At 65.1% G+C, this 16,877-nt stretch carries 6 protein-coding genes; 2 read left to right on the top strand and 4 right to left on the bottom strand.

From position 1 onward, the window contains the following. The first annotated feature begins 344 nt into the window (after window positions 1-344). On the top strand, window positions 345-1,508 hold the full coding sequence (locus tag JQ507_11245) for a transporter substrate-binding domain-containing protein (protein ID QRI72000.1): 1,164 nt from the start codon (window positions 345-347) through the stop codon (window positions 1,506-1,508). Beyond that, on the top strand, window positions 1,505-2,092 hold the full coding sequence (locus tag JQ507_11240) for an ANTAR domain-containing protein (GenBank protein ID QRI71999.1): 588 nt from the start codon (window positions 1,505-1,507) through the stop codon (window positions 2,090-2,092). The genes JQ507_11245 and JQ507_11240 overlap by 4 nt, the downstream gene beginning before the upstream one ends. 264 nt (window positions 2,093-2,356) lie before the next feature. On the opposite strand, the gene JQ507_11235 is transcribed toward JQ507_11240, so the two are convergent. From JQ507_11235 to JQ507_11220, 4 genes are all read right to left on the bottom strand, one after another. Continuing rightward, window positions 2,357-14,326 carry a filamentous hemagglutinin family protein gene (locus JQ507_11235; GenBank protein ID QRI71998.1) on the bottom strand — a complete coding sequence of 3,990 codons (11,970 nt, stop codon included), beginning with the start codon at window positions 14,324-14,326 and terminating at the stop codon, window positions 2,357-2,359. 145 nt (window positions 14,327-14,471) lie between these two features. After that, window positions 14,472-15,467 (bottom strand): FecR domain-containing protein, encoded by a 996-nt coding sequence (locus tag JQ507_11230; GenBank protein ID QRI71997.1) that lies wholly within the window; start codon window positions 15,465-15,467, stop codon window positions 14,472-14,474. 91 nt (window positions 15,468-15,558) lie between these two features. Further along, window positions 15,559-16,062 carry an RNA polymerase sigma factor gene (locus tag JQ507_11225; protein ID QRI71996.1) on the bottom strand — a complete coding sequence of 168 codons (504 nt, stop codon included), beginning with the start codon at window positions 16,060-16,062 and terminating at the stop codon, window positions 15,559-15,561. 10 nt (window positions 16,063-16,072) lie between these two features. Further along, complete coding sequence (locus JQ507_11220; protein ID QRI71995.1) at window positions 16,073-16,747, bottom strand: TonB C-terminal domain-containing protein; 675 nt, start codon at window positions 16,745-16,747, stop codon at window positions 16,073-16,075. Between the last annotated feature and the right edge of the window lie 130 nt (window positions 16,748-16,877).

The following is a 16,877-nucleotide window of genomic DNA, read 5'->3' as shown; positions in this document are numbered from 1 at the left end:
ACACGGGCGTGTCGCCAATTTGTTCGGCGGCAAAAGCAAAAAGCCACCCGCCCCTCCAAAACGAAGGTGACGAATGGCCCAAATGCCGCGGCTATGATCTATCGCAAGGAACCGTGATCGAACGGAGCACTCTGCGCGGCGATCGGGACGTCATCGGCCAGATCGACGCACGCAAGGTTCGACAGGAAGCCCTGTAGGAGAAAATTCTAAGGAGGTGTGCAGCGCGTTGTCAACGAGGCTGGCTGCACAAATTTCGCAAGGTACATGCGCAGCAAATCGGCATGACCTCTTGCGCCGGCCTCTGCGAAGATGATTTCCTTCGCGCGTTGCACCGAAAGTCGTCGATGACCAAGCCGTCCATTCCCGTTGGCATTATCTGCTCGCAGCATGGCCCCTATCAGGCCATGGGCCGCGAGATCCTGAAGAGCGCCATGATGGCGGTCGACGAGATCAACGAGCAGGACGAATTCGACTTCTCGATCGCTGCGCACGTCCGCGACCCCCGCGGGATCATTTCGGAATACCATACGGTCTGCGACGACCTCATTCGCAATGTCGGGGTCGAGCACATCATCGGCTGCTACACGTCCGCCTCGCGCAAACAGGTGCTCCCGATCGTCGAGCGCACCGACCGCCTGCTCTGGTATCCGGCACGTTACGAGGGCTTCGAATGTTCCGACAACGTCATCTATGTCGGCGCCTCGCCCAACCACAACGTGCTGCCGCTGGTTCGCTACGTGCTCGACAATCTGTCGCGCGAGATATTCTGCGTCGGCTCCAACTATGTCTGGACCTGGGAAACCAATCGCGTCACCCGCGAGCTGGTGACGGCGGCGCGGGGACGGATTCTCGCGGAACGCCTGCTCGAGCTCGGCGAGAGCGCGGTCACGCACATCGTGGACGAGATCGTGCGCCGCCGGCCGCCGGTCGTGTTCAACACGCTGGTCGGCAGCTCGAGCTATGATTTCATCCGCGCCTTCCATGCCGCGACCCTTGCTGCGGGTCTCGACATTCCGATGCTGAGCTGCAGCCTGTGCGAGCCCGAGCTCAAGATCGCGGGTCCCGCATCGGCCGGCTGCATCACGTCGTCGGCCTATTTCGAGAGCATCCGCCTGCCGGAGAACCGGGCCTTCGTCGCGCGCTGGAAGGCGCGTCACGGCGACCACTCCAGCCCGTCGGTTGACGGCCAATCCGCCTATGTCGCGGTCTATCTGCTGGCCCGCGCGCTGCAGCGCGCCGGCACGTCCGACATCGGCGAGGTGCGGCGCGCTGCGGCCGGCCATCGCTACAATTCGCCGCAGGGTCCGGTCTGGATCGACGGCAGCAACAACCACTGCGTCCTGACGCCGCGGCTCGCCGTCTCCAACGCCGAAGGACAGTTCGACATCTTCTGGGAAGCCGAAGCTCCGGTCAGGCCGGATCCTTATCTGACGCAGCTCGACATCGCCGCCAGTCCCGCGCGGGATGGGACGTTGCCGAACGCGCCACATTTGCGGGTCGTGAAATGAGCAAACCGTCTTCATTTTCGCTGCGCGGACGCAAGGCGCTGGTCGCCATCAAGGACGAGCGCGACGCCACCATCGTCAGGCGCCAGTTCGAGCGGCTCGGGATCGACATTGTCACATGGGATGGCAACGCCAATGTCGACTGCCGGCCGGACGTCACGCTGATCGACGACGAATTCCTGCCGCTCACCTCGCCGGCGCAGCGTGCATCGCTCGGGCGCAGCCCGGTCATCGCCCTGCTCGGCACCGAGACGCCGAGCCGCCTGAAGCTGGTGCTCGACCTCGATCCGGCATCGTTCCTGGTCAAGCCGCTGCGCTCGGCCGGCATCTATGCCGCGCTCGTGCTGGCATTCGAACGAAGTGAGCGCAGCAACGAACTGAAGCAGCAGGTGCTCAAGCTCGAACAGCGCCTTCGATCGCGCCGCGTCGTGCTCGCCGCCGTGCTTCAGGTGATGCATACGCACGCGCTGGCCGAACCGGCCGCCTTCGCGCTGATCCGGCGAGCCGCCATGGAGCAGCGCAAGACCATCGAGGAGCTCTCGGCCGAGATCACCGCAAAGGGCTCCCTGCCCCGCGCAACCGGCTAGTCGGTATCGCCGAAGCCCGGCCCAAGACCGGGCATGATGGGTCCGTGAAGCGATCGAACACGATTGCCCCGCCGCCGCAGCCGCGCGCTACAAAAATATCGAAAACAACCCCATGCAAAGGAGCCGGCGGCTGCCGGCGTCGACAGGGCTACTTGACACGTCGGGCAACTCAGATTTCTAATATTCAGAAATCATGCTTCCCCCCGTCCGCAAATGCCGGGCGAGGTGAAGCGCTGCCCGCTCCGCACCTTTCCGGATCATGTCCTAGTTCACGACCTGTCGGCGCTCCTCCGGCGTCAGCTTCTTCATCTGCTCCGCGCTCAGTTGACCGTCGCCGATCAACTGGAAGGCGCTATTCGGGTCATACTGGCTTTGCTTGTCGTTGCCGCGCCGCTTCTGATCATCGCTGCCGTCGCCGCCGCCATAGCCGAGCACTTCGACGATGATGACGGAGGGCTGCTCGTTGGTGCTTGGCGGCGGCACGGCGGCTTGCTTGGCAGCGGCTCCCGCCGTATTCGAGGCTTCGCTCAGGGCCCCCATGTTGGGTGCCTGGACCTGCGGCACGCCGATCACGCCCCCTTGCGCCTGAATGTTGGCAGCGTTGACGATATGTAGCGCAGCGATGTTGACGAAGCTCGACGCGCGAATGCCGGCCTCGCCCGCATCGACGGTACCGAGCGGCGCGATCAGATCGACCGTGCCGCGCGGCACCTCCGGGATCGGCTGCAGCGTCGCGATGCCGGCGCCGCTCGACGGCACCACCGGTGATATCGTGATATTGCCGTAGTTGTCGTAGGCGCGCTTGGGCGGCGTGTAGATCACCGTGGTCTTGGCGCCGCGGCCGGCATTGATGTCGCCCTCCGCCGACCAGATCACGATATTGCCGCCGAACGTCGTCATGATGCGCGACAGGCCCATCAGCACGCTGTTCTGCGAATAGATCTGGATGTTGCCCGCGCCCTGCGTGATGAGGCCGGCATCGGCGCCCGGCACCAGTCCCTCGGTCCCGATCGTGACGCCGCCGCCCGGCGTCAGGAACTGGATGTCGCCACCGAAATCGGTGTGAACAAAGCCGCTTTGAATCTTGTAGTTCGCCGCGCCCGGCGTGCCGGAGGCCGCGGTGAACATCGTGATGTCGCCACGATAGGCGGACGGGTTCGGGAACAGCGCCGCGATCGCCTCGCGTCCGCGCAGATAGGAGCCGGCGCGCGGGCCACCGGTCTGGTTGTATTCGCGCCCGCCCGCGGTCAGCTCGGCATAGTAGACCTGGCGCAGGAAGATGCGCTGCTGCGCGTCCGGCAGTGCAAGGAAGTAACCGAGCGCATCCGCCTTGGTCCCGCCATAGCCGAAACGTTCCGTGAGCCAGTCATAAAGCTCGTCGCCGTAGGTCTTCGCCACCTTGCCGTGCTGGTCAGCGAGTGGCCCCGCACCGGCCAGATTGCCCGGATCGAGATAAAGCTTGGCAAAGCCGGACCAGTCCACCTGTCCGGTGCCGATCTCGCCCGTGCCGACACCGGCCTGCATGACGACACCAGCGCCGAGCCGCTTGTCGCCGGCGGCGAGAGCCCCGATGCTTTCGACCGTCGCGGTCGATCCCTGATAGATGTTGCCGGCCGCCGTGATCTCGAGCGTGCCGGGGCCCGCAATCAGCCAGCCTGGCTTCGCGTTGGCGTCAAGCCCTGGCCAGCCTGCATAGATGATGCTGCCACCCGCCGCGATGGTCGAGACATCGTTTGCATCGTCGTGCAGGATCAAGCCCTTGGTATCGACAATGCTGCCGCCGGCCAGCATCCGCAGCGGCCCTGCTGCCTGATAGTAGAGACTGTCAAAGGCAATGTTGCCGACGTAGCGGCGCACCGTGATGGCCTGCCCGTATGTGATGCTCGTGATATCACCGTTCACGGCATAGATGCGTGACACATTACCCGGGTCCTGCACGGCCCGATCCTTCACCGTGTTTGCATCAAAGACGAAGGGGTGCCCGCCTCGGTCCCAGGAGTAGACGGCTCCGTTGGTGGCTCTATCGTTCACGGCGGTGTAGTCGCCCCAATAATTGGAGCCAGTTATTGACTGCCCCGTGCGGCTGCCGAGCAAACTTGCCCAGCCCGGCCAGAACGGTGTCGCGAGAGCCGACATCGATGTCGTCAACGGACCCATCACGAGTGTGTCGCCAAGGATGGATCCCTGCGCCAGCACCTCGAGCTCGCCGTTCTGTGACGGCAGCATCATCCCGCCGCCCGGATTGTAGATGTTGCCGTTCGCGGCGATCTGCCGGACGATCGAGGGGAAGAAGCGGGAGTCGCTGTAGGCATTGGCCGACGCGAGCGAGCCGCCAGCCGCGAACATGTTCACCGCGGTGTTCCCCGTCCACAGCGTGAACCAGCTCGCGCCCTCGCCGCTCGCGGAGCCGCTGCCGATGTCGGTCAAGCCGGTCATGCCGACGATGCCCGGATCGATAATCGCTCCCATCGCCAGGTCGCCGCGCGCACGAAGGTCGATCACGCTGTCGCCCAGTGCGAAATCGCCACCGACAAGCGTCGTCATCGAATACGCCGTCAACGGATTGATCGGTCGCGGATCCGACCCGCCATCGTTGCGAAAGTTTGTCGCGACCAGGCTGCCGAAATCGCCGGTCGCGATGTCGATCCGTCCACGCAGGTTCACGAACTGATTGCCGCCGGTACCGATATCGCCTGCCTTCACCGACAGCACGCCACCGCCTGTCTGCACCAGACTGCCATCGGCCATCACCCGGCCACTGCCGCCGACGGCGACGACGACGCCGCGACCTGCATCGCCGATCGTGCCACCCGCTTGCAGCGTGACATTGCCGCCGCCGAGCGTGCCGAGACCGGAGAATGCAGATAACCCCAACGACTGAATGCTGGGGTCGCGGATTTGATCGTACGTATAGCTGCCGAAATTGATCCCCCAGGCCGTCCGCTGGCCGATCTCGGAGCCGCCCTGGCGCCACAACCAGGAGCCGATCTGGGTCGATCCCGGCCTCAGCGTTCCCTTGACGTCGCCCTGCGTCACAAGCAGGAAATCGCCGCCGTGTTCGGGGTAGTACAACCGTTCCGGGCCAAGTGTCGGTTCATAGTTGGCGTTGTCGGAGCCAAGCAGGGTGCCGTCGGTCAATCTGCCTCGGGCGAGGTTGTAGGGATCATTCGCCGCCGTCCCGGTCTCCCTGACCGCGGTGCCGGACGTGTAGACGCCGAACGGGGATTGCTGGTCGTAATTGCCGCCGGCAAGAATTTCGAGATCACCGGTGCCGGTGCGCAGGACGCTGACGCCGACCGTCGTCGGCTTGTTGATCGTGACGTTGAACGGATCGTTCAACACAACATTGCCAGATCCGGCGAGCGCGCCGGCGGTCTGCAGCGATCGACTGTCGGCGCTCGCAAGATCGGCGCCGCCCACCAGCCGGAATGACCAGGATTGCGTGCCAGGTGCGAGCATCGGGGCGATCGCCCAGGCCTGGCGATCGCCGGGCCCGATCAGATTGACGTTCAACATGTTGGCCGGCAGCACCGTGCCCTTGGGAAGCGGCGTATCGGCAGCGAATGTGTACCCCCCGAATACATAAAGGCTAGCACCCGCCGGCAGCCTCAGCGGCTGGAGAACCAGACTGTTGAACGTATTGATGAAGGCCGGCCCGGTAAAATAAACGCCTTTTTCGAACACGGTGCCGGCCGGAAATTCCGTGTTGGTCAGCAACGTATCACCTGGATTGTAGGTCCTATCCGGCGTGATGATGTGCCCGCCATTCAGCTTCCTGGTCTGAACATTGGGTCCTCTGACGGTGTAGTCCTCCGCCAAGGTGACCGTGGCGGGCAGCGGATGTGCGGCACTCGGGCTCAGCTTGACCGTGCCGTCAGCGAGATTGAGCTCCATGTTGACTGTGGCACTGGTCGGTATGGTCGATCCACTGCCGATGACCACACCATCGGTCGTAACGGTGTAGGGGGACGTCAACGTGCCCGTGGCAATCACCGTCACCGCATCTGGCGAAGCGGGCGGTGGCGCGAAACCATCATTGATGCTGCCGTTGATCTTGAGATCGCTCGCGGCGCGCACCACGAGCACGCCCGGCTCGCCGGAGCCGCGCACCGCCGGATCGGCATTCGGCCCGTAGCGGTAACCGGAGAAATCCAGATCGCCCTTGGTCGACAGGCTGCCATCGGACGTGATGGCGACGCCCGGCCGCAGATGGAAGGCGGAACCATAGGCCGCGAGCCCGGAAAGGCGGTTCTGCAAGTCGCTGTTCTGAAGCGCGGCGTTGATGAACTGCGTGCTGTCGACATGCAGACTATCGAGATAGGCCTGATCGATGATGCTGCCGCCCGGAAGGTCGTAGGTGCGGAAACCGTTCAGCGCGATGCTGCTCGCACCGCGAATATTGAGCGGGCCGCGCGCGTCGATCGCGATATCGTTGGCGCCCGCACCATCGCCGCCGGCGCCGCCGCGGCGCGGCGCGCTGAGCTCCAACTTGCCGCGCGCGACGCCGTCCGGCGACGTCATGTCGATGGTCGCGCCCGCGGCCAGCGTCATGGTACCGTGCGTGGTGGTGAGTTCGACACGCGCCGTGTTGTTGGGTTCGATCGCCGCCCCGTAGCTGTCGGTCTGGAGCACGTTGCCATGGACATCGAGCACGGCATTCGACGCGAGACTGAGATCGCCACTCGCGGACAGGCGGATGGTGCCGGGCTTCGCCCCGCTGGCGTCGATCCTGCCGTTCACCGCGAGGCTGCCCTGATCGACCGAGACCGTGACATAGCGCGCCTTGACGCCATCACCGACGACGAGGCTGCCCTGGCGGAGATCAAAGCTGCGGGCGTAGAAGAAACCGGCATCGTTGAGTTTGGCGTTCAGCGCGGCGAACTCACCGAAATTCTGTGCCGCTACCGTGAACTGGCCGCTGTCAAAATCGCCCGTCGACGATCCCCTGAGCGCACCGGCGAACGAAACCTGCCCATGGGCGGCGTCGATGGCCTTGGCCGAGATCGAGCCCGCCGCGTTGTTCACGGCCGAGACATCGATCACCGAGCCCGCGTTCTGAATGATGTTGCCGTTGGTCGAGCTCAGGATGAGATCACCGCCCCAGCTGAACTTGGTGACGTCGAAGAAAGCGATGCCGCGACCGGAGAGGTCAATGGTCGCGTTGGCACCGAGCACGACATCGTGCGTCGCATTCAGCGTCAGCTTGCCGGAGGGTAAGGCGAAAGCGGTGTCGAGAAAGACGCTGTCGCCAGTGAAAGAGAGCGTGCCGCCGAGATCCGTCACGCCGTGCGTATCGGCGGAAGCCGCCCCTGCCGGCGCGATCAGACGCAAGGCAGCGCCCGCGCTGACATCGAGCTTGGACCCATTGCTCGCCGTGATCAGCGGGGTCGCGATGGTGAGCGTGCCGCCCTGCACCGCGCCGGTGCTGTCCTGGCTGAGCCCCACCGTCAGCGTGCCGTTGCTGTTCGAGATGACACGCTTCGCCGCCGTGAGCGTGACATCGGAGAAGCCTAGCGCCAGGCGGCCCAGCGTTGCGCCGTCGGTCGGCTTGCTCAAAGATGCGTCGAAGCCGAACAAGATTTCGTTGGCCGTGATGGCGAGATGCCCCGATCCGGTGCCGGGCCCGCCGGGCAGGACGGCGCCGGGCGCCTGGTTTCCGTATGGGCTCGCGACAGTGCCGCTGCCCGTGCGGATGCCGTTCCAGACCAGCGTGTCGGCGGTGATGCGGGCCGTGTCGCTCGCGGAGCCGAGGCCATAGATGGCCGGCGTATTGAGAACGAATTTGAGAGAATCGGACGAAGACCCGCCCTGGCGCGTGGTGTCGAGGTCGACGCTTCCGATCAGATTGAAGGAGCCACTTGCCGTGATGATGAGTTGCTCGAGCGCGGGCGTGCCCGCAGTCGTAGAGGGCCGCAGCAGCTTGTCGAGCACGCCTTGGGTGAGATTCCAGCCCGTTGGCAGTTGGCCCGCCGCCTGCGCCGCGGCGAGCGCGGCCTCGGTGCCGACATTGACCTGCTCCTGGGTGACGTTGAGGTAACGCGCGCCGAAATTGACGTCGCCCATGGTGAGCCCGCCCGGCGCGGCGAGTACCACACTGCCGTTGGTGAGGAGCGAGGCACCGCTGGCGATGCTGATCTTGCCGGGTCCGACGGCATCCAGGAATTGGAACCAGCCATTGGCGACCGCGAGCACGGCCGGACTGTTTGCGGGATCTGCGGACGAATAAGGACCGATGTTCGAATAGACGTAGCCGAGCGTCGAATCCACGATCCCATTGCCCAGTCCACGCGTATCGATCGTCGCGCCGCCCGACATGCCGATGGTTTTGGCGACCAGGAAAACCTGGCCGGCACGGATGGTGGCGCCGTCGAGCAGATTGACGGCCGCGGTTCCCCCTGCGTCAAAATAGATCTTGGCGCCGGTTCCCGGATTGTCCTCCTTGTAGAATGTACTCGTGCCGCCCAACAGCAGCGTCGGTGCCTTGAAGGCATTGACGTCGTCGCTCGATACGGACGTATGTCCGGCAATCGGCGCAGCCCCTGACGCCGTGATGTCGAGCACGGCAGGACCCGACGAGCCGAGCAACGGCCTGACGATCAATGCACCGTCAATGCCGCCGTTGGCGCCCTCGAACGACGCGGTGCCGGCGAAGGACAGCGATTTGCTACCATCAAGCGGCGTGCGAAGACCGATTTCGAGTACCTTGCCATCGTCCGGCAGGCGGGGCCGGAAGCCACCGAACTTGGCTGCCTGCGCACGTGCGAAATCGGCATAGCTGGTCTCGTTGTACTGCGAATAAGACCGCATAGTCTGGCCAGCGGTGAGGATCACCCGCGTCGGCAACGTGTCCAGGATTGCCGTATTGGCAACTCCGAGATAGCCCGACGTGACGACGGAGCCGTTGCCTGCCGCCGCCGAGGCCATCATGGTTGTTCCGGTCGCGCCAAGCTCGACGCGATAACCGCCCGGCAGCAGCGCATAGCTCGAGGGCAGCAGCGTGTAGGTGCCCGCAGGCAACCCCGGCACGCCCGTGGACAGCGTGATCTGCTGGCCGATCGCAGGATCGCCTGCGCCATTGCTCGCGATCGCCGGAGCATAGTTCGCCGCGTAACCAGGCAGGATGGCGTAGACCTTGTTGCCGGTCGCACTGTAATTGTTGATCGGGTTGGCGTTGACGAGTACCGTCTTCAGCACATCGACCGAGCCACCCCGGCCGGAGATGAAACCCGCGCCGGTCAGCGTGCCGCCGCCGGTCAGATCGATCACGGCTCCGGCCTCACCCACGAACGATGTGGCACCGATCGAAACGCCGCTCGCGATCTTTGTATTGCCCGAAGTATCGACAATCGAGGCGCTCGCCAGATTGAGCAAGGTGCCGTCCGCACCTTGATAGGTGATGCCGTCCGAAGTCCCGCCGAACGGCATGATCAGGCCGGCAGCGCTCGCGGAAGTGATGCTGCCGCTGCGGAACGTGACGTGTGGATCGGGTAAACCATTGGCATACGCTTGAACGTAATTGTCGAACCAGATGCGCCCCAGCGGCGCGCGAACGACTCCACCCTGGTCGATGTTCGAGGCAATGAAGACCAGTTCGCCAAAGACCGAAGCCGGCACCGTCGGCGTCGCGTCGTCATTACGGCGGATGACGAGACGGGCATACGGATCGTAGCCGGTAGCCACCCCGTCCGGACGAAGCCCAACAATGATGGTCGCGACTGCGCCGCTCAAGGGATAGATCTGGTCCGCGGTCAGCGCGAGGTTCTCGACATCGAGACCGCCATTACCGAACCGGATGTCGCCCGTGCTCTGCAAGGTGACCTGGTGAAAGCCGCGCGCATCGACGGGGAGATTGACGGGACGTCCAAAATTCACGTCTCCGCTGCCTTGACTGCCGGTGGCTCCGAACTGGACCTTGCCATAGACGTCGATCAGATCGCCGGAGATCGTGAAACTGCCGCCGTCCGACGGATTGCGGACGTGAAGATCGTTGATCCCCGGGGAATAACCCACTTGCGCTTGCGCCTTTGCCGCGTCGTAGACGCCACCGAGGCGAACATAGGATGCGGACAGGCGTATTGTGCTGTTTGGTGTATCGGGCGCGGCGGCAATGACGCCGCTGGACAGGTGCAGGCTGCGCGACAGGCTGAGATCAATATTGCCGTCAAAGATGAGAAGATCGCGCGTGTAGAGCGAAAGCGATCCAAAGCCGCCCTTCTGGATCTGGTCGACGCCGATGACCGCCCGTCCGAATTGCATGGCCGGATCGGCCTCGCCGGGCAGCAGATCGGCGCTCAGGCCACTGCCTGGGGCGCTCTGCACCAGCCTGATATCGCGCGACCGCTGGAAAGCCGCGGGCAGATCGCCTACGGCATAGGGCGCGTTCGCGTTGGGCTGCCCCGTTGCATAGCCGCGACTCGACATGGTCAGGTTCAGCGTCCCGCCGGAGGCGCCGCTGCCACCGGCCGCTGCGCGCATGGTGCCGTCCAGCGCCATGCCGAAACTTGAGTACAGCGAGATGGTCCCGCCGTCGCTCGCAGCAAATGTCGGGATATAGGTCCTGCCGTTCTGGACCTGGACCACCGCAGAGGTACCCGACGCATCGATCAACGCGCCCGGCCGAACGATCACGAAGGCATCACTGACCACGGGATAACCGTCGGAGTTGAGCCCTCCAGTGCCGCCGATGCTGATCGTTCCACCATCCGGCACCGCTGCGTAGGAAACCCCGCGCTCGTCGCGCCCCACCGCATCGCGGGCCGAGACATCCAGCACCGCGTCGTCGCCGATCCAGATCGAGCGCGTCAGGCCGAACTCGCCGTAACCCATATTGTACCTGGTGTCGCCGGTGGCGTCCTGCAGGCTCGTGATCAGGATATTGCCGGCGGGCGCCTTGATCGTGCCGTCGATCACCGTCTGACGATTGGCGTAGATCGAAACCGAACGCCCCGGATCGACGTTGATCGATGCGCCCTTCGCCAGCGTGAAATCATGCAGGCTCCAGAATGTCAGATCGGCACCGGCACGCTGCGTGGCGCCATGCGTGAACGAGTTGATTGTAAATTTGGGTGGCGTCCACAGTTCCGCGGCATCCGTGACGAGGCTGCCGCTCGGCGCGGTGTAGCTGCCCTGGGTGAAGCGATAGACCGGCACCTCGGCGTCCACGCGCGTGCCTTCGCCGATCTGAATGCCGGTGTTGCTGCTGATGTTGTAGGCCGTGAAGCCGGACTGGAAGATCGCGGGATCAAGCACCAGCGCATCGGCCACGGCCGCGCCGATCGCGATCTGCTGGCCCGCGTTCAGCGTCAGCGTTCCGCCGCCGGCAAAGCCATACGCGCGGATCGTGCCATCGAGGATGAGCGGATTGGTGAAGAATTGCGTCCAGGCGAGATGCGAATAGTCATTGGCGACCAGGCTGACATTGCCGCCCTTGCCGCCCTTGGTCTTGCCGGTCGCCAGGATGGCGGCGCCCGATGACACGTCGATCAGCGACCCGCGCGCAAGCGTGATGCCGCCCGTCGTCGAAACCGTGAAGTTGCCGCCATCCACATGCGCCTGCCCGGACACATCGGCTCCTGTCAGTCCGTTGCTCCACAACCCGCTGAGATCAACGGCGACGTTCTGGCCGATCGTGACCTGCGACTTGCCGTCCGCGTCGCGAAGCGCCCACCATTGCTCGTTCTGGTTCTGGCCGAACACAGCATGCATCAGATTGGTCAGCGCGATGCTGCCGCCATGCGCCGTGACGTTTGCGCCGAGTTCGACATGCGGCGCCGCGAAGATCACCTGTGCGCCGGGGGCGAGTTCGAGCGGCGCCTCGACGAGGATCTCCTTGCTGCTCGCAAAGTTGAGACCGCCCAGCTTGGCGGCGTTGAGCGTGTCCGAATTGAAGAATGCGGTCCCGATGCGATCGTCGGGCAAGACCGACGTGACGTTCAGCGCCTCCGATATCTCAGGCGTCCGCCCGAAGGCGACCCGCGCGGCGGATGCACCGGTGAGACCCAGCCCCGAATAGCCGCCGAGCGCGAGCTTGCCCTGGAGCGGGGCAACATTCTGAGACAGCTTGTAGCCGTCGGTGACGCCGTCCGGCCGAGCCGTCGTCTGGCGTGAGCCGGTGACGACATCGGCGACGATGTCAGCTTCGAAGACTGACGTCGGCGTCGACAGCACGAGAGAGCCGGCGTCGCGGCCGATGGTGTAGCCGTCTTCCCAGCGGGTCGTCACGCGGGCCTTGCCGAACGGGCTGGTCCAGACTTCGGTCAGATTCGGTGCAACCTTGCCGCCGAGCTTGTGCTCGCGAATGAAGCCGGCGCCGGGGCCGTAGAACTGCATGTCGGCGCGGGCCTGCCCGACGCTGTAGAGACGACCGTCCGAGCCAAGGAAATTGGTGGTCCTGATATAACCGCCCTGGTAGCTGACCGAACCGCCGGAGACGTCGAACACCGCCCCCTTCTGCGCCACGACTTCCTGCGCCGACAGCGTGACGGTGCCGCCAACCGCGGCCCATTCGCCGATCCGGTGGGCGGTATTGGCGAGATAACCGGAAACCTCGAGCAGGCCACCCGGCGTGTAATAGCGGTCGGTCGCATAGCCGCCGGTGCCCGCGGGCACCAGCACCAGGTCGCGGGCATCGATCCAGACATCCGCGTTCTTCAGATTGTCCCGATCACGATTGGCCGGCGAGTCGCGCAGTTCGTTGCCCTGTACGTTGATCAGGAGGTTGTTGGTCGACATCGGCAGCATCACGCCGCGTACACCCGAGACGTCGATGACGGACCCGCTTTCGGCGAAGACGCGGTGGCCGGCACTGACCGTTACCTGACCGCCCTGTGCCTGCGTGGTCGAGCCCTCCCTGAAATTGACGGTGCCGCCGCTGACGATCTCGATACGGCCCTGGTCGAGCCGGTCGGAAAGCTGTGAAAGATTGTCGAACTGGGCGTTGGCGACCGGAGCGTGGGCGAAGGCCTTGGAATCGGCGACCAGTTGGCTGCGTTGGCTGTCGAGCGCGGTCTCGCTGCTGTCGAGCTCCGGCAGGATCGTGGTCAGACTGCCGCTGCCGAGCGTGACGCTGCCCGCTGCGTCGGACGCGGCGTTCAACAGGTGGATGGTGCCACGGGTGTTGACCGAGCTGGTGGCGACCAGCACGCCATCCTGGGTGATGCTGCGGCCCGCGAGCGTGATGTCGCCTTGCTGGGCGAAGATCAGGCCGGTATTGCCGACCGCGGCGATCGCGTCGCGCACGATCGGCGAGATTTCGTTGCCGCGCGTGGTCGATCCCTGGTTGGCATCCGTGCTGTAACCCGGCCGCAGCAGAAAGTCGTTGCCGGCCGCGAGTTGCACCTGGCCGCGCGGCGCGGTGATCGAGCCGGCATTGCTGACCTCGGTCCCCATCAGCAGGACGAAGCCGCCGCCCTGCGTCACCGAGGACGGCGGGTTGGTCGAGATCAGCGCGCCGGCCTCGACCCTGACCGCACCGCGGGCATCGGTGAAGCTCGGCACGTATTGGCCGCTGGCCTGCTGCGAGTAGATGCCGTTTCTGAGGAACTGGGTGTCCGTTATGTTGGCGGTCGAGGCGATCAGCGCGCCGACATTCACCTGGCTCGCACCGCCGAAGATGATGCCGTTCTGGTTGATCACATAGACCGCGCCGTCGGCCTTGATATTGCCGAGGATCTGGCTCGGCGCCGTGCTGCCGACCACGCGGTTGAGCGCCACCCAGTTCGCATTGCCCTGCTGGTCGAAGGTCAGCGTGGTGCGCGCGCCGACGTTGAACGAATTCCAGTTGAGGATTGCCTGCGGCCTGGTCTGCGCGATGCCGACCTGGGTCTGGCCGGCGGCGTCGACCGCCTGGGTCGGCGCATTGGCGCCCTGCCAGCCCGGCGCCGCCTGCAGGCCGCCGGGCGCGAGGCCATTGGGCACCGCGACCTGCGGCAGCGTCACCGAACGCTGCGAGGTCTGGGCCGCGCTGCGCGCAGCGTTCTGCAAGCCCTGGATCGCCTGGATGGCGCGCGTGGCCCGCGCCATCGCATCCTGGCCTTGCTTGGCGGCCGCCGCCGCATCCTGCGCGGCCGACTGCGACGCCGCCATCGCCGCGGCGGAGGGCGACACCGTCCAGCTCGATCCGAACGGGCGTGCAACCACCGGTGCGCTGGCCAGAAGCGCCACGACACTGACGCTGCCGAACAATGTGGTGCGAACGGTCGCGCGGGACAGGGACCTGGAGGGGCGGGAAACCATGGGATCGCTTTCTTGCGCCGGGCGACAACAGCCGAACATTTCGCGTCTCGGCACCAGCACCGAGACCCTCGCGGCTGAGACGATCCCGAATGGCTCGACCCGCACGCCCCGGTCGGAATTTTTTTGCAGCCCTGCGCGCCTCTGCTCAGCTCAGCAGCACAATGCCGCCGGGAAGTGTTTTCGCCTTGACGCCAAAGGCCTGCTCGATCTGCACGAGAACCTCGTCGATCCGGTCGATATGGAAGCGGCCATTGATCAGATGGGCGTTCAGCTCGGCATTGACGATGAAGATCCGGCCCGATCGGTACCTGTTCACCTCTTCCACCACCTTGGGCAGCGGCGTGTACCGGAAGATCAGCAAACCCTCTTGCCAGGCCGCTTCGACGGCCGGATCGATCGTGACGGTGTCGCTCATGCGCCTGTCGTCATAGGCGATCTGTTGCCTTTCACGAACAATGCGGGCATTTCCCTGGTGCTCGACGCGGACCTCGCCTCCGAGACAGGTGACGCGGACCTCGGCCCCGAGATAGCGCACGTCGAACGAGGCCTGCGTTGCAACCGTTTGGCCACTCGACGCAATCACCGTCACCGGTCGCGACACCTGCGGGGTCGTCGCGATCGATGCCTGTCCGGTGATCAACTCGATCCGGCTACTGTCGCCATGGTCCGGGCGCAGCGCGATGCTGGTCCGCGTATCCAGGTTGATCGACACGCTGTCGTTCAGTGCAAGCTTGCGCTGCTCTCCGGCACCCGTCCGGTAGTCCGCCGCGAGCTCGGACCATGACGGCCAGAGCGCAAGCGGGGGACGCAGCGCCACTGCCCCCGCAGCCACGGCGGCGGTCGCAAGGCCGCCGCGAAGCACCCGCCGGCGGGTCATCACGCGCCTTGCTTCGCCATCGAGCAACACGCCAAGCGATGCAGGGTCATAGCGGAGGTTATGGCCGGCGCTACCGACCGTCTCCCAGAGCTTGCTCGCCTTCGCGAACGCAATGGCATGGGCTGCGCTCTGTCGGCGCCACAGCTGGAATGCGTCGGCGTCCTCGACCGTCGCGTCTCCGGACGTCAAGCGCCTGACCCAGGCATGTGCTTCCCGCTCCATCGCGCCGAGGCCCATCGTCGATTTACCGCCTTTGCTCGTCATGCAGACTTGCCTGCCTCGCAGCGCACCCGGCCTCCGCAGCCGGGTCGTCCGCTTGTCCATTTGACGTTCGCCATCGCCATGAACCGCACAATTATTTTCCGAGCTTTCGCGCGCAGTGTTCCTGGGCGAGGCGAAGCTCCTTCTCGACCAGACGCAATGAGACCCCCAGCCGGCTGGCAATTTCCCGCTGCGGCATGCCCTGGAGACGTGCCGCCAGCAGGATGACCCGGCGGCGCGGCGTCAGTTCGGCGATCGCCTTCTCCAGGGCCTCGATCTCGAAACGGGCCTCCGCAATCTGACTCGGCCCCGGCGCGTCGTCCACAAGATGGAGCAGATCCTGAACCTCGTTGTGCGCGAGACGCCGTTTTTCGGCCCGCTGCCGGTCCATTGCGACGTTGAAAGCCATCCGGAACAGATACGCGGCCGGGCTTTGCACCGCCCCCGCCACTTCGGCCCGGCCGAGACGCACATAGGTGTCCTGCAACGCATCGCCGGCGAGCTCCGCCGATCCCAGACGACGGCTCAGCCGCTGCTTGAGATCGTCGTAACGGTCAGCCAGGAAGCTGCGGAGCATGGTCCGGTTTGCGTCGCTCATCGCAGCACGCTCAGTTTACCTCGCCGCTGGTACGGATTGCGTCGATCCCGGCGCAGTCCTGCGTCTGTTCCGACGGGCGCGGCGCGACGACCATGGTGAGGGGTTGCGAGATGCCCGGCGGCGGCACGTCCTTGATTCTCAATCCGCGCAGCGTCGTCTCGATCGCGCTATCGACGCGCGCATCACCCGTCTTGCCGAGAAGCCTGGTCTGCTGGACGGCGCCCGTCGACGCGATCCAGAACTGCACCGCGATCCGATAGCGGCCCGGCCGCAACAGGCTGTCCCTGCAGAAGGCGTCCCGAACGCGCTCCTGCACCTGCGCATAGTAACGGGCGCGGATGACCAGATCGGCCTTTTTCGGATCGATGTCGGGCGCCGCCGGCTGCCCGGCCGCCGGAGACGAGGGCACGATCACCACCGCATTCTCCGACGTCAGACGGCCGACCAAGCCGGTTCCGTCGAGCAGGACCTGCAGCGCATCCGACGGCGCGAAATCGCCCCTCACCTCGCTTGAGCGCCGGCCGGTCGCAAGCCGCGCATCGTAAAGCACCTCACGCCGCGCCGTGGCGCCGTAACGTTCCAGCGCGGATGTCAGAGGCTGAGATGGAATATCGAACGGCATGCGCGGCGCAGACGCGTTCGTATTCTCCTGTCCCGCCGCGAGGTCGGCACTGGCGCCCAGCATGCAAAGCCAGATCAGAACGTATAGCCGACAAGCATCTGAGGGGCGCCCCGCCCGGCCCCTCGAAAGATATCCAATACTCATCGTGTCCGCGTCGATTGTTCCCAGGCGGGCCGCTGTGTCCAATCTGCAA

It is taken from the genome of Bradyrhizobium sp. PSBB068, assembly GCA_016839165.1.
Classification (GTDB): domain Bacteria; phylum Pseudomonadota; class Alphaproteobacteria; order Rhizobiales; family Xanthobacteraceae; genus Bradyrhizobium.
This window is presented reverse-complemented; position numbering and strand designations above follow the sequence as displayed.

Coding starts and splice junctions, on each gene's coding strand:
- JQ507_11245 (QRI72000.1), top strand. CDS start 345: ATGACCAAGCCGTCCATTCCCGTTGGCATTATCTGCTCGCAGCATGGC.
- JQ507_11240 (QRI71999.1), top strand. CDS start 1,505: ATGAGCAAACCGTCTTCATTTTCGCTGCGCGGACGCAAGGCGCTGGTC.
- JQ507_11235 (QRI71998.1), bottom strand. CDS start 14,326: ATGGTTTCCCGCCCCTCCAGGTCCCTGTCCCGCGCGACCGTTCGCACC.
- JQ507_11230 (QRI71997.1), bottom strand. CDS start 15,467: ATGACGAGCAAAGGCGGTAAATCGACGATGGGCCTCGGCGCGATGGAG.
- JQ507_11225 (QRI71996.1), bottom strand. CDS start 16,062: ATGAGCGACGCAAACCGGACCATGCTCCGCAGCTTCCTGGCTGACCGT.
- JQ507_11220 (QRI71995.1), bottom strand. CDS start 16,747: ATGCTGGGCGCCAGTGCCGACCTCGCGGCGGGACAGGAGAATACGAAC.